The sequence below is a fragment of the Desulfurivibrio dismutans genome, assembly GCF_029210385.1.
Taxonomy (GTDB): Bacteria; Desulfobacterota; Desulfobulbia; order Desulfobulbales; family Desulfurivibrionaceae; genus Desulfurivibrio; species Desulfurivibrio dismutans.
Genome location: NZ_JARGDQ010000001.1, coordinates 113,888 through 127,088, shown reverse-complemented (window position 1 = coordinate 127,088; position 13,201 = coordinate 113,888). Strand labels below are relative to the sequence as shown.

Genomic DNA, 13,201 nt, shown 5'->3' with positions numbered 1-13,201 from the left:
GAGGCGCCAGCAGTCACTGCCAGCGCCTCGACCCCGCCCGGGCAGGCCAAATTTAAAAAATTATTTGATTTCCACCGTGCCGCCGGCTTCCTCGATCTTCTTCTTGATCTCTTCAGCTTCATCCTTGGTGACCCCTTCCTTGACGGGCTTAGGGGCACCTTCCACCAGTTCCTTGGCTTCCTTCAGGCCAAGAGAAGTGATGGCGCGAACTTCCTTGATGACGCCGATCTTTTTGTCGCCGGCAGAGGTCAGAATTACGTCAAATTCGGTCTTCTCCTCCGCAGCCTCAGCATCACCACCACCGGCAGCGGCCGGGCCGGCAGCCATGGCCACCGGTGCCGCGGCAGATACGCCAAATTTCTCTTCCAGTTCCTTGATCAGCTCGGAAAGCTCGAGCACACTCATGTTGGAAATAAATTCAATCACATCATCTTTGGTTACAGCCATGATTCAAATCCTCCTGTTATACTGAAAACAGCAAATTAATTGGTTTGTTCTTTCTGTTCTTTGATCGCCTGCAGCAGATAAACAGCTTTCTGCGGCACCCCGTTGAGCACCCGGACAAAACCGGTGGGTACTGCCTGCAGCAGCCCCAGGAACTGAGCCCGCAACTCATTGATTCCCGGCAGTTTGGACAGCGCGGTCAAATCTTCCGGACGGAGTTCCCTGCCGTCCAGGACGGCGGTTTTGATCACCAACTTGGGGTTGTCTTTGGCAAACTTGACCAGCACTTTGGCCGGCGCCACCGGATCTTCACTCAGAGTTAGCGCCGTGTTGCCTTGCAGATGACCGCTCAGGGGCTCAAAGGGAGTGCCCTGGATTGCTCTGCCAAGCAAGGTGTTTTTAGCCACCTTAAGTTCAGCGGAACTGTCACGCAGTTCTCGTCTGAGCTGCTGCATCGAGCTGACGGTCAAGCCCCGGTAGTCGGCGAGCACCGCCAGTTTTGCCGTGGCAAAGCGGTCACTCAGTTCTTGAACTACCCCAGCTTTTTCCTCTCGCTTCAAATTCTCAACCTCCTTTTTAATGCAATGGGTTAAGGGCCACAAGCAGTGGAGATCGACAACAACAGACAGGAGGGCGGGTTTGCTGTAACCGGCCAGTCAACCGGCGTGGTCCCAGCTTAAAAACTGCCGGATTGCTCGCGCTTTAACATGCAAGCGCTGCTGACCGACATAAATAACTTTTTGTTTTGCCCCGTCGGTATCGCGTTGCTCTGCGTCCTACCAACTATTTTGTCCATCTCGGCAGGCCGGCGCCGCCTCGGCGCCGCTTAAATCGGTCATATTCGAACCGACACCTGCTGTCTTCAACGTCCAATCTGCTCACTTCAATATATAAACCCCCCCGCCCGAAGGTGGATGACGGTCACCAGAGACTGGGAGCCTCCATCATCACCGACCGGCAAAGGAAGATTACGGTGCATGGTTTACTCAAGCCTTCTTGGTTTCCGCCCTGATGGCCACCGGATCGAGCCGAAACCCCGGGCTCATGGTGGTTGAAATACTGGCCCCGCGCAGATAAACACCCTTGCTGGTGGCCGGCTTGAGTTGAATCACCTTGTCTATAAAGGCAAGAATGTTTTCTTTAAGCTTGTCCGAACCGAAGGAAGACTTGCCGACCATGGCATGAAGAACCCCGGCTTTGTCAACCTTGAAATCGATCTTACCGGCCTTCATCTCGCTGACCACCCGGGCGACATCAAAGGTAACGGTGCCCAGCTTGGCATTGGGCATCAGGTTGCGAGGGCCGAGAACACGGCCGATCTTGCCCACAGTTCCCATCATATCCGGGGTGGCAATGGTCTTGTCAAAATCCAGCCAGCCTCCTTGGATCTTTTCCACATATTCATCACCACCGGCGTAATCGGCACCGGCATCCAACGCTTCCTGCACCTTGTCGCCTTTGGCAAAAACCAGGATGCGAGCGGTCTTGCCGGTACCGTTGGGCAAAACCATGCTACTGCGAACCATCTGGTCGGCATGGCGGGGATCAACTCCCAGACGCAGCGCCACATCCACTGATTCGTCAAACTTGGCATACTTGGCTTTGAGCAATAGCTCAAGGGCCTCGTCAAGTTCGTATAGTTTCAGATTATCACGAAGTTGCACACTGTTATTGTATTTCTTGCCTCTCTGTGCCATGACTTATCACTCCATATTCATTCGGGATTTTTTAGCAAACACCGTTAGTTTCAGTCCACCACCGTGATGCCGCAGCTTCTGGCCGTTCCTTCAACAATTTTTATGGCCTGCTCGACATCGTAGCAGTTAAGATCCGGCATTTTTTTCTCGGCGATTTCTCTAATCTGATCCCGACTGACTTTGGCCACCCTCTCTTTTTTGGGGTGACTGGAGCCCTTCTTAATGTTAAGAGCCTTGAACAACAATGTTGAGGCCGGCGGTGTTTTGGTGACAAAAGTAAACGACTTGTCCACAAAAACCGTAATCACCACCGGGATGATGGTGTCGCCTTCGGCCTGGGTTCTGGCATTGAAGGCTTTACAGAATTCCATGATGTTAACCCCGTGCTGACCCAAGGCCGGGCCCACCGGCGGCGAAGGATTGGCCTTGCCGGCTGGAATCTGCAGTTTGATGTATCCTTGAATCTTTTTCGCCATTTTTGTGCTCCTTGACCACAATGAAATACGGTTTCTTATGATGGGTCTGAACACCCGCCACCTGCGACGGGCTCCCCAGGTGCAGCCGCGGGGCCGAGGCCAACCGCGCCATACCTCCATAACAGGCATCACTGCCTGGTTATGGCTTTAAAACTTCGAAACTTGAATAAACTCCAACTCCACCGGGGTCTCACGCCCGAAAATCGAAACCCGCACTCGCACCCGACCTTTATCAGGATTAACCTCGTCAACCACTCCCTGAAAGTTGGCAAATGGGCCATCAATTACTCGCACCTGGTCCCCTTCCTCGAAAGAGACCTTGGGTTTGGGCTTCAGGGCTCCATCCTGAATGCGTCCGATAATCTTCATGGCATCGGAGTCATCCAGAGGTTCGGGGTTGAGATCATTACCAATAAAACCGGTAACCTTGGGGGTGCCGCGCACCGTATGCCAGGTTTCATCGTTGAGATCAACGTTAACCAAGATATAGCCGGGGAAAAATTTGCGTGAAGAAGTCTTCCGGGAACCCTTAACCATCTCCACCACCTGCTCGGTGGGCACCAGAATTTCACCGAACATCTCCTGCTGGCCGGCGTTTTTGATCCGTTCCTGTAAGGCTGTCTTGACCTGCTCTTCAAATCCAGAGTAGGTGTGCAGTATGTACCAGCGTCGTGCCATGAGCTCCCTCGTTTAACAGCCCGTCTCAGCGCAGTATCGCGCCGACCAGTTTACCCAGCACCAGGTCGATAGAGCCCAGATAAATCGCAACCACGATCACCAGGGCGATGACCACGGTGGTGGACATTAACGTTTGTTTCTTGCCCGGCCAGACCACCTTGACGAATTCCTGGCGGACCTCAGCCATGAACTGTCTGATCTGAGCCACCCTTGAGCCGGCACCTGGGTTGCGGACCTCTACCTGCTTGTTTTTACTATCTTCCGCCTTGGCCGCCATATACTCATCGCTCCCGTTTGCCTGATAGCAAAACTCATCAAGCCGCACGAACGTGCTTTTATCACCATGCCGGACCGGGCCCGGTTATCTCTATAATTCGCTAACATCCGGCTGTCCGCAAAGCAATCCAGGCGGTCATACCTTGGTATGCCGCCGGGTTTACTTTTCCGGTGTCTCTATCGCCATGTCATAATCTGGGACAAGGACAAAGGACAAGAGGGGTAAAACACCGGCTGTCAGAATTGATGGCAGGCCAGGAGGGATTCGAACCCCCAGCCCTCGGATTTGGAGTCCGATGCTCTACCAATTAGAGCTACTGGCCTGCACAACTGCTTGCTTACTTGGTTTCCTTGTGCGGAGTATGGGACCGACAAAACGGACAGTACTTTTTAAACTCAAGCTTGTTCGGGGTCCGCCGCTTATTTTTGGTGCTGGTGTAATTGCGGCGTTTGCAGGTTCCGCAACCCAGAGTAATTATGTCACGCATCGCTTTGTCTTCCTTTTAACGCCTTAAATCAGGCGATGATCTTATTGATAACCCCGGCGCCCACGGTGCGGCCGCCTTCGCGGATGGCAAAACGCAAGCCCTCGTCCATAGCGATGGGGGTAATCAGTTCCGCATCAACGGTGACGTTGTCACCGGGCATTACCATCTCAACACCTTCGCCCAGGGTTACCACCCCGGTCACGTCGGTGGTCCGGAAGTAAAACTGCGGCCGGTAGCCATTGAAAAACGGCGTATGGCGGCCACCCTCTTCCTTGCTCAAAATATAGCACTCGGCCTGGAACTTGGTGTGCGGGGTGATGCTGCCGGGCTTGGCCAGTACCTGACCACGCTCGATATCGTCACGCTTGGTCCCGCGCAACAGAACACCGACGTTGTCACCAGCCTGACCCTCATCCAGGATCTTCCGGAACATCTCAACCCCGGTCACCGTCGTCTTCTGGGTCGGACGGATACCGACTATCTCAATTTCCTCGCCAACCTTTACCACTCCACGCTCAATACGACCGGTGGCCACCGTGCCACGACCGGAAATGGAGAACACATCTTCCACCGGCATCAGAAACGGCAGATCCACATCACGTTTGGGCTCGGGAACAAAGCTGTCACAGGCCGCCAGCAGATCCCAGATCGGCTTGGTAGCCGCTTCATCTTCCGGATTCTCCAGCGCCTTCAGGGCGCTGCCGTGGATGATCGGGGTGTCGTCGCCGGGGAAGTCGTACTTGCTCAGCAGCTCGCGCAACTCCATCTCAACCAGCTCGATGAGCTCGGGATCGTCAACCATGTCGCATTTGTTGAGAAAAACCACAATCGCCGGCACCCCGACCTGGCGGGCCAACAGAATATGCTCACGGGTCTGCGGCATCGGACCGTCGTCGGCACCCACCACCAGGATGGCGCCATCCATCTGCGCCGCACCGGTGATCATATTCTTAATGTAGTCGGCATGACCCGGGCAATCCACATGGGCGTAATGACGCGCATCGGATTCGTACTCCACGTGGGCGGTGGCGATGGTGATACCACGCTCCTTCTCTTCCGGTGCCTTATCGATCTGATCAAATGCCGTCGCATTGGCGTAACCCTTGGTCGACAGCACCCGGGTCAGCGCCGCCGTCAGCGTCGTCTTACCGTGGTCGATATGGCCGATGGTGCCGATGTTGACATGCGGCTTCTTGCGTTCAAATTTCTCTTTTGCCATGGGTTTTCTCCTCAGCGCACTTGGTCATGGTTTGTTCGCGACCGGAAACGGTCTAATTCGGCTGGAGCCCACGACCGGACTTGAACCGGTGACCTCTTCCTTACCAAGGAAGTGCTCTACCTGCTGAGCTACGTGGGCAACTTATCTGATACAGCAAAACACCAACGCCGGGACAACGCCCGGCGGCCACAAACAGGCTGGAGCGGGAAACGGGTCTCGAACCCGCAACCCTCAGCTTGGAAGGCTGATGCTCTACCAATTGAGCTATTCCCGCCTTTATCATTCCCGGTCTACCCAGGCCGTACATAAAAGCAATGTGAGTACGGGATATGGTGGAGGGGGGAGGATTCGAACCTCCGAAGGCTTAGCCGACAGATTTACAGTCTGTTCCCTTTGACCGCTCGGGAACCCCTCCACACCTGCATCACAAAACAATAATTTCATAAGCAGCCTGCTGCGAGCTACCGGCTTCCAAACTGGAGCTGGCGATGGGACTTGAACCCGCAACCTGCTGATTACAAATCAGCTGCTCTGCCAGTTGAGCTACGCCAGCTGCGCAAGACGCGAAATACTACACGCTCATCGGGCAAACATCAACCATTTTTTTTACAAATTTCGCCCGCCACCCCCCCACGCAACTCCCCCTACGTGTGGGGCCCAAAGGGGCAATGGCAAACAAAATACCCGCGGGTCATTACGACCCGCGGGCTGATGTAACGTCAAACCGGTGGATACTACTAATCCTGCTTTTGCACGTAGCCGCTGGCCCGGTATTTCTCGAAGGCCATGGCGAAGGTCCGGTAGAACATATGCGCCAGCTTGGTGTAGGGCGTATAAAGGAACAGCATAAACACCGACACCAGATGCATGAAGTACAAGAGATAGGCCATCACCGCCACATCTCCCAGCCGGAAAATCTGCGCCGCCATCCCGGTGACACCAACCGCCATCACAATGCCGATGGGATACCAGTCGTAAAATGTAGGGGTGGTGTTGTTTTCACGCTCCGTCCGGGAACGGTTAACCCAGAGGATGCCCACCCCGACGATCAGGGCAATACCGGCCACGTTGGCCAGAATCTTGAAGGGGTCGGCAAAGGTCAGCGGCACGTGCAGACCCTCAATAAATAGCCCGAAGACATCCTTGCGAATCATGGCATAAGCGGTGACCGCCAGGAGGGCAATAAAAGCAAAGACAAGCGGCATGTGGCCGGTAACCCGGTTACGATTGGTGCCGCACTCATTAAAACGTTTATGAGTCATAATCTCCTTGACCGACGGCCAGATAAACTCACTGATGAACTGGGTCACCGAGGGGCGGAAGTTGCGTTCGGTGGCTGGAAGTTGGGCCGCCATCCCTTTCCACATGTTCGATATGCCACGATAAAAAGCGTAAATGGCAAAAAGGAGCGTGGGTACAAAGATCAACTGAATCAGCAGCGTAGTCACCGGCAGGACATAATAGGCGTCACCAAAGAAGTATCCAAAGTTGATATCTCCATCCGGTAACTTCATCCCGCCGGAAAGCCACCAGACAATCCCGATGATAAGAGTGGGAATCAGAATCATAATGGGCAGATTTTTGCCCTGGCTGCAAAGTTTGGCCAACCCCTGGGGAAAACCGTAATGGGTGTAAGCATAGGCCCGGATGGCACCGAGTACATCACCGGGCTTGGCGCCCCGCGGGCAGTTGGTGGTGCAATCACCGCACTGATGACAGAGCATCACGTCGGGATCAGCCACCAGCTTCTCCTTAAGGCCCCACTGGGACCAGATCATTTCCTTGCGGGGAAAAGGTTTGTCATCCCCGGACAAAGGGCAGACCACCGAGCAGGTGGCACACTGGTAACACTTTTTCAGGGTGTCACCGCCGGCGTTTTTCAAATACTTTATAAACTCGAGATCAGGCTGGACCTTCATTCCCTCAGACATATTGCTGCCTCCCGTTGTCTCCCTTCAGCATTCGTAGACCCGGCCGAGCACGCCGGCGGGTCACGACACAATTATCAGTTGGCCATTAAATATAAAATATCGGCCGGCGGTTCAAGAAAAAAACAAAACCGCCGGCCGTTTATGCATCCCGTTTAGAAACCCTTGAAGGGGTTGGGGCCGAGTTCCATGATCTCGTCGATGAATTCGTTGATCACGTCGGAAACCTTGTCGTAATCGGTAATCGCCACTTGGCGTACGGCGCAGCGCTCCGGCTCCAGACCTAAGGAACCCAGGGTTTCGCCGATGTTGGCCATTCGTTTGTCGGCGATTTCACTGCCCTTCACGAAGTGGCACTGGTAATCATCGCCGAACTTGCAGCCCAGCAGCAGAGCGCCGTCCATCCCGGAGGACATGGCGTCCTTGATCCACACCATGTTCACCGAACCCAGACAGCGTACAGGGATGATCCGCACCAGGCTGTTGAGGCTGACATTACGCATGGCCGCCATGTCGATACAGGGATAGGCGTCGTTTTCGCAGACAAAGGCGACGATCCGCAGTTTATCCTCATCGTCATCGGGCACATCCACCGCCTTGACCATGGAGCCGATCATGTCGATGCTGTAGTTCTTGAAGCTGATAATCCGCTCGGGACAGGCGCCCATGCAGGTACCGCAGCGCCGACAGCGGGTGGGGTTGGGCAACGGGGTACCCTTCTCGTCGTCATCCAGGGCGCCGAAGGGGCACTCCTCGGTGCAACGCTTGCACTGGGTGCAGCGCTGGAAGTAAAACTCCGGATAGGAGTTGTCACCGGAGCGAGGATGTACGGACACCCCGCGATCGGAGCTTTCAATACACTGAATGGCCTTGAGGGCCGCGCCGCAGGCGTCATCAATGGTCTCCACCATATCGGTGGCCTTGCGTACGCCGCCGCAGGTGTAAACGCCGGTTCTCCTGGTTTCGTAGGGAAAGCAGATGAAGTTGGAGTCGGCATAGCCGTCAAACAACTCAAGATCCAGGAAACCCGGGCCCTGACGATAGGAAAGATTGATGGTGGAAGCATCGGCGGTGGTGGGCCTCATACCGGCCCCCAATACCACCATATCCACCTGCAGATCCAGGTCTTCCTGCAGCAAGGTGTTTTTGGCTTTGACCACCAGGGCGCCGCCCTCTTCCTCAACCCCAGTAACCGTGGCCTTGGTCATGAAAATGCCGTCGTTGTTCTGGGCTCCTTTATAAAACAACTCCATGTTGCCGGGCGTCCGCATGTGCTGGTAGAGGATGTAGGCCTTGCCGTCGGGGTTGTCCTCCCGCACATAACCAGCCTGCTTCAGAGCAACCATGCTGGTAACCGAGTTGGCATAGGGGAAATCCTTGTCGTTGTCCTCACCACCGGGGCTCTGGATGAAAGCCACGTTGGCCGGCACCTTGCCCTCTTTGGCCAGCTTTTCAAACTCGGCGTTGGTGACCACATTGGCAAGCTTGCCATGCCCAAGGTGTTCAAACTCGGAAACATCGGCGGGAACCCAGCCGGTGGCCAGGATAACCGCCCCCACCACCTCGGCGTCGGGGTTGCCCTCGGTGTATGGTCTGAAGCCCTGGTTGGGGTCTTCCATTTCACCTTTTTCAATCTTATCCTGCTCGTCCACCGTTACCCGGAAGGGGGCATCCCATTCGGTCCGGGTGCCGGTGGTCTTGAGGGTAATTTTGAAATCCCCGGGAGCCCCGGCAACGCGGGCCACCTCGGTACCGGTTTTAACGGTAATCCGGGAATCTGTCTCAACGGCACTGACCAGTTCCTGAATACTGGATTCCTCCAGGCTGCTCCAGGGAGCCTTGGTGGGCAGTTGCTTGCGCCAACCAAGGGCTTTACCACCAAGCTTGTCGGTTTTTTCCACCAGCAGTACGTCGTGGCCGGCTTTGGCCGCTTCCCGGGCCGCTGTCAGACCGGCAATGCCACCGCCCATCACCAGAATCCGGCGATTGGTGGTTTCCTGTTGAGAAGCTTCAGGAATATCGATTTTCTTGGCCTGGGTGCAGGCCATGCGCATGTAATCCTGGGCCAGTTCATTGGTGAACTCGTTGATCACCTCCTGGCTGCGCTCCTCGCTGGGCTTTTCCATGGACCAGACCACGCCTTCACGCAGGTTGGCACGGACAGTGATGGTACCCTCGCCGAAGTTAAACTCTTCCTTCCAGACCCGGGGTGAGCAGGCGCAGATCACCGGGATGTTGACCCCGTCGTTGGCCATATCATCCTTGATCACCTGGCGCCCGGCCTCGCTGCAGACCGCCTCGTGGGTTTTAACGGGCATGCCGTTTTCTTCGGCAATCCCGCTCAGTCCCTCTACGTCCAGGGCTTCCCCGATGCCGCAGCCCGTGCAAATATATACACCGTACTTCTTATCCATAGTCAATTACCTCCTCGACGCTTGAATCGCTTTCATTGCCGCGGCCGTGGCGCTCTGGGCGCAGGTGACCACGTCGGACGCCTTCTTGGCGCAACCGGCGGAAATCATGCCTTCTTCCTGGGAGACGACGAAATTGTTATCGTCCGTCGTCAAGCCAAGCGCCTTGGCCTGGTCACTGATGGCAGGCTGCATGCCGGTGGCCAGCACGGCCAGGTCAACCTTGGCCTGAGCCTTGTTGCCGGTCACCGCGTCTTCGGCAATAAGTGTCACCGAGCCGTCGTTTTCGGCCACGATATCGGCCACCTTGCCCTTGATCCAGGTGATGTTTTCATCGGCCATCAGTTTTTCCCGGAATTTTTCATATTTGCCGGGGGTCCGCAGGTCAATGTAGAAAACGGTGATGGGCGCCTCGGGGTACTGGGCGCGGATATAGTTGATCTGCTTCATGGAAGCCATGCAGCAGATGTAGGAGCAGTATTCAAGGTGATTCTCGTCCCGAGAGCCAGCACACTGCACAAAGGCAAAGCTGGCGGGCTCGGCGTTGTCGCCGGGGCGCAGAATCTTGCCGCCGGTGGGCCCGTTGACCGAGGCCAATCGCTCCATCATCATATTGCTAATGATGGCCTGACTGGAGTTGAACTTGAGATTTTCCAGGTTGTTCGGGTCATAGGGATTCCAGCCGGTGGCCCAGATAATGCTGGCCACATCCACAGTGATCTCCTTGGCCTGCATGTCCAGTTCAACGGCGTCGTACTTGCAGGCGCCCACGATGGCGTCAAGACTGGCGCTGCTGCAGGCATCCTTGTCCAGCACATACCGGGCCGGGAAGGCATGCTCGTGGGGTTTGCGGATGGCCTTAACCTTGTCCATGCCGAAGTTGAAGGGGTTGTCCACCTCGTCCTGGCAGGCATCCACGCAGGCGTTGCAACAGGTGCAGTTGCTGTTGACGTAACGGGGGTTAACGGTGAGGGTAACCTGATAATTGCCCGGCCCGCCACTGACGCTTTTGACTTCGGTCATGGTGTGGACCCGGATCTTGCGGTTGTTTTTAATCCGCTGGTAGTTGATTTCCAGCCCGCAGGACGGTGGGCAAAGCTTGGGAAAGTACTGGTTGAGCTGAGCCACCCGGCCGCCCAGAGAAGGGTTTTTTTCCACCAGGAAGACGTCTTGCCCGACTTCGGCGGCCTCGAGAGCAGCGGTTAAACCACTGATCCCGCCACCGACGACCAATACAGCACCTGAGGGTGCGCTGCGTTCATCTGTCATGCCTCTCCTCCATTCTTTTGAAGATAGATAGATCCTACTTAACAGGCTTCAAATTTATTTGCCTCAAGCCACGACTCATCAAGTTGAGCGGTCGCCTCAAGCAAATAACCCGGGCAAATAAGCCCCGGTGCTGGCCATTAAAACGTAGGAGATAAACCAAGTCAGCCACGCTGGCAAGAATATTTCAGCCTGGCTTACAGAAAAAATCTCCAGGTACCGCCATGTGGCGGCACCTGGAGATTTTCCGTTAGCAGTCAAACTTCATCGGTTCAACCTGCAAGTGGAATTATACCCACGGCTCGGTTTCAACGATGTTGATGCATTCGACCTTCTCACACTTCCACTCACCCGCCTTGGGATCGTAGGTGGAGTTAACGAAGGCCTTCCAGTTCTCTTCGTCGACGTTGGGGAAGTCGGAACGATAGTAGAAACCGGGGTAGCGGGATTCCTTGCGGAACTCGATGTGGCGGATGTGGGTTTCCACACACCAGATGCGGTGGTAGTTCTCCCAGGCCCGCATCAGTTCGTGCAGGTCGCCGGCGGCCATCTGCTCGGCGTCTTCACGCAGCATGCGCAGCAGATCCAGGCAGATGTTGAGCAGCTTGCCAGAGGTCATGTAGTAGGTGGCAACACCGCCGCCGTACTCGTCGGTTGCCTTCATCAGGCGCATCATCAGACCGGCGGGCTTGCAGTAGTTGGGGTTGACGTTGGCCGCGGTGGAGGCGCCAACATGCTCCAGGTAGCGCTTAACCGGAGCGTAGATCTCGTCGGCGTACTCCTGAGCGCTCTTGGGCAACTCGGGCTTGAAGTCGGCATTGTCACGGCAGAATTTAACCATCTGCTTGGCTACGATGCGGCCTTCGGCGTGCGAGCCGGAGGAGAACTTATGGCCGGAGGCGCCAACGCCGTCACCGGCGGTGAACAGCCCGTCAACAGTGGTCATCCGGTTGTAGCCCCATTTGTACTGGTGGCTACGGGGACCATCGACGGTGGGAACCCAGTCCTCATCGGGACCGGAGGTCCAGATACCACAGCAACCGGAGTGGCTGCCCAGCATGTAGGGTTCGGTGGGCATGATCTCGGAACCAACCTTCTCGGGCTCGATGTTCATACCTGCCCACAGACCGGCCTGACCAACGGACATATCGAGAAAGTCTTCCCAGGCCTCACTCTCCAGATGCTTCCAGAACTTCTTCACGTCTTTCTCGTCCATGCCGGCAGCCCGACGCTCTTCGAGGAAGGCGTTAAGGGCAACGTCGGTGGCCATGTAGATGGGCCCGCGACCGGCCTTGAGCTCGTTGAGCAGCAGGTGATTGCGCAGACAGGTGGGGGTCACCGGGGAGCCGCCGTAAGGCATGTACTTGTTCAGCTCTTCCTGGGCAGAGTCGGCGTTGGCGTAGAACTCGCCCAGACCGTTCTGAACCTTGGCCTTGAACAGGAGGAACCAGGCGCCTACCGGGCCGTAACCGTCTTTGAAACGGGCCGGGGTGAAGCGGTTTTCCATCATGGTCAGGGTGGCGCCAACCTGGGCGCACATGGTGTAGGTGGAACCGGCGTTCCATACCGGGTACCAGGCCCGACCCTTACCTTCACCGGTGGACCGGGGACGGAAGATGTTAACGGCACCACCACAGGCGCAGAGTGCGGTCTTGCAGCGGAAAACGTGAACCTTGTTTTCACGGGTGGAGAAACCAGCGGCACCGGCGATCTGGTTTTCCTTGTTCTTGTCCAGGATCAGCTTAACGATGAACACGCGCTCCATGATGTTCTCTTCGCCCAGCGCGGTCTTGGCCGGCTCGGCGACGATGCACTTGTAGGACTCGCCATTGATCATGATCTGCCATTTACCGGTCCGTACGGGGGTGCCGCCTTCACGCAGGGTGGGGGCGGGCTTGGCGCCGTCCAGGTTGTCGCCCTTGTCGTCCTTCTTCCAGATGGGCAGACCCCATTCCTCGAAGAGCTTGACGGACTCGTCAACGTGACGGCCCAGGTCGTAGATCAGGTCTTCGCGAACCACACCCATCAGGTCGTTGCGGACCATCTTTACGTAGTTTTCGATCTTATTCTCACCGATGTAGGTGTTGATGGCGGACAGCCCCTGGGCCACGGCGCCGGAGCGCTCCATGGCGGCCTTGTCAACCAGCTTGATCTTCAGATCGGCGGGGGCCCACTTCTTGATTTCAAAAGCGGTGCCGCAAGCGGCCATACCACCGCCGATGATCAGTACATCGACGTCGTGCTCAACAACTTCGGGATTGGCGACTGCGGGCAACTCGCCCATCGGCTTATTCGGCAATGCCATAATATAATCTCCT

At 56.1% G+C, this 13,201-nt stretch carries 12 protein-coding genes and 5 tRNA genes; all 17 read right to left on the bottom strand.

Annotated features, from left to right (window positions below; all coding sequences use genetic code 11):
• Positions 1-60: 60 nt before the first annotated feature.
• The 17 genes from rplL to aprA all read right to left on the bottom strand — a co-directional run bounded on the left by rplL (position 61) and on the right by aprA (position 13,188).
• Positions 61-447 carry a 50S ribosomal protein L7/L12 gene (rplL, locus tag P0N66_RS00580; protein ID WP_275802008.1) on the bottom strand — a complete coding sequence of 129 codons (387 nt, stop codon included), beginning with the start codon at positions 445-447 and terminating at the stop codon, positions 61-63.
• 35 nt (positions 448-482) lie between these two features.
• Positions 483-1,004: a 50S ribosomal protein L10 gene (gene rplJ / locus P0N66_RS00575; RefSeq protein ID WP_275802007.1), complete on the bottom strand. Its 522-nt coding sequence runs from the start codon at positions 1,002-1,004 to the stop codon at positions 483-485.
• 426 nt (positions 1,005-1,430) lie between these two features.
• Complete coding sequence (gene rplA, locus P0N66_RS00570) at positions 1,431-2,141, bottom strand: 50S ribosomal protein L1 (protein WP_275802006.1); 711 nt, start codon at positions 2,139-2,141, stop codon at positions 1,431-1,433.
• A gap of 50 nt (positions 2,142-2,191) precedes the next feature.
• Positions 2,192-2,617, bottom strand: a complete 426-nt coding sequence (rplK, locus tag P0N66_RS00565) for a 50S ribosomal protein L11 (protein WP_275802005.1) — start codon at positions 2,615-2,617, stop codon at positions 2,192-2,194.
• A 147-nt stretch (positions 2,618-2,764) separates the two neighbouring features.
• Entirely contained in the window at positions 2,765-3,295 is a 531-nt protein-coding gene (gene nusG / locus P0N66_RS00560) for a transcription termination/antitermination protein NusG (RefSeq protein WP_275802004.1), read from the bottom strand.
• A 25-nt stretch (positions 3,296-3,320) separates the two neighbouring features.
• A complete protein-coding gene (gene secE / locus P0N66_RS00555; protein WP_275802003.1) occupies positions 3,321-3,503 on the bottom strand; it encodes a preprotein translocase subunit SecE in 183 nt (60 codons plus the stop codon).
• A 315-nt stretch (positions 3,504-3,818) separates the two neighbouring features.
• A tRNA-Trp gene (locus P0N66_RS00550) sits at positions 3,819-3,895 on the bottom strand.
• A 14-nt stretch (positions 3,896-3,909) separates the two neighbouring features.
• Positions 3,910-4,059, bottom strand: a complete 150-nt coding sequence (gene rpmG / locus P0N66_RS00545; protein ID WP_013163689.1) for a 50S ribosomal protein L33 — start codon at positions 4,057-4,059, stop codon at positions 3,910-3,912.
• A 28-nt stretch (positions 4,060-4,087) separates the two neighbouring features.
• On the bottom strand, positions 4,088-5,278 hold the full coding sequence (tuf, locus tag P0N66_RS00540) for an elongation factor Tu (RefSeq protein WP_275802002.1): 1,191 nt from the start codon (positions 5,276-5,278) through the stop codon (positions 4,088-4,090).
• A 62-nt stretch (positions 5,279-5,340) separates the two neighbouring features.
• Positions 5,341-5,416, bottom strand: a tRNA-Thr gene (locus P0N66_RS00535).
• Positions 5,417-5,476: 60 nt separating this feature from the next.
• Positions 5,477-5,552, bottom strand: a tRNA-Gly gene (locus P0N66_RS00530).
• A gap of 56 nt (positions 5,553-5,608) precedes the next feature.
• Positions 5,609-5,693 (bottom strand) — tRNA-Tyr (locus P0N66_RS00525).
• Between the two features lie 62 nt (positions 5,694-5,755).
• Positions 5,756-5,831 (bottom strand) — tRNA-Thr (locus P0N66_RS00520).
• Positions 5,832-6,015: 184 nt separating this feature from the next.
• Positions 6,016-7,209 (bottom strand): quinone-interacting membrane-bound oxidoreductase complex subunit QmoC, encoded by a 1,194-nt coding sequence (gene qmoC / locus P0N66_RS00515; RefSeq protein ID WP_275802001.1) that lies wholly within the window; start codon positions 7,207-7,209, stop codon positions 6,016-6,018.
• Between the two features lie 152 nt (positions 7,210-7,361).
• Positions 7,362-9,620: an FAD-dependent oxidoreductase gene (locus P0N66_RS00510; RefSeq protein WP_275802000.1), complete on the bottom strand. Its 2,259-nt coding sequence runs from the start codon at positions 9,618-9,620 to the stop codon at positions 7,362-7,364.
• A gap of 6 nt (positions 9,621-9,626) precedes the next feature.
• Complete coding sequence (locus P0N66_RS00505) at positions 9,627-10,886, bottom strand: CoB--CoM heterodisulfide reductase iron-sulfur subunit A family protein (protein ID WP_275801999.1); 1,260 nt, start codon at positions 10,884-10,886, stop codon at positions 9,627-9,629.
• A gap of 286 nt (positions 10,887-11,172) precedes the next feature.
• Entirely contained in the window at positions 11,173-13,188 is a 2,016-nt protein-coding gene (gene aprA / locus P0N66_RS00500; protein ID WP_275801998.1) for an adenylyl-sulfate reductase subunit alpha, read from the bottom strand.
• Positions 13,189-13,201: the final 13 nt, after the last annotated feature.

Excerpts from the sequence above, each read along its gene's own strand:
- rplL (WP_275802008.1), bottom strand. The coding sequence starts at position 447 with ATGGCTGTAACCAAAGATGATGTGATTGAATTTATTTCCAACATGAGT.
- rplA (WP_275802006.1), bottom strand. The coding sequence starts at position 2,141 with ATGGCACAGAGAGGCAAGAAATACAATAACAGTGTGCAACTTCGTGAT.
- rplK (WP_275802005.1), bottom strand. The coding sequence starts at position 2,617 with ATGGCGAAAAAGATTCAAGGATACATCAAACTGCAGATTCCAGCCGGC.
- nusG (WP_275802004.1), bottom strand. The coding sequence starts at position 3,295 with ATGGCACGACGCTGGTACATACTGCACACCTACTCTGGATTTGAAGAG.
- rpmG (WP_013163689.1), bottom strand. The coding sequence starts at position 4,059 with ATGCGTGACATAATTACTCTGGGTTGCGGAACCTGCAAACGCCGCAAT.
- tuf (WP_275802002.1), bottom strand. The coding sequence starts at position 5,278 with ATGGCAAAAGAGAAATTTGAACGCAAGAAGCCGCATGTCAACATCGGC.
- qmoC (WP_275802001.1), bottom strand. The coding sequence starts at position 7,209 with ATGTCTGAGGGAATGAAGGTCCAGCCTGATCTCGAGTTTATAAAGTAT.
- P0N66_RS00510 (WP_275802000.1), bottom strand. The coding sequence starts at position 9,620 with ATGGATAAGAAGTACGGTGTATATATTTGCACGGGCTGCGGCATCGGG.
- P0N66_RS00505 (WP_275801999.1), bottom strand. The coding sequence starts at position 10,886 with ATGACAGATGAACGCAGCGCACCCTCAGGTGCTGTATTGGTCGTCGGT.
- aprA (WP_275801998.1), bottom strand. The coding sequence starts at position 13,188 with ATGGCATTGCCGAATAAGCCGATGGGCGAGTTGCCCGCAGTCGCCAAT.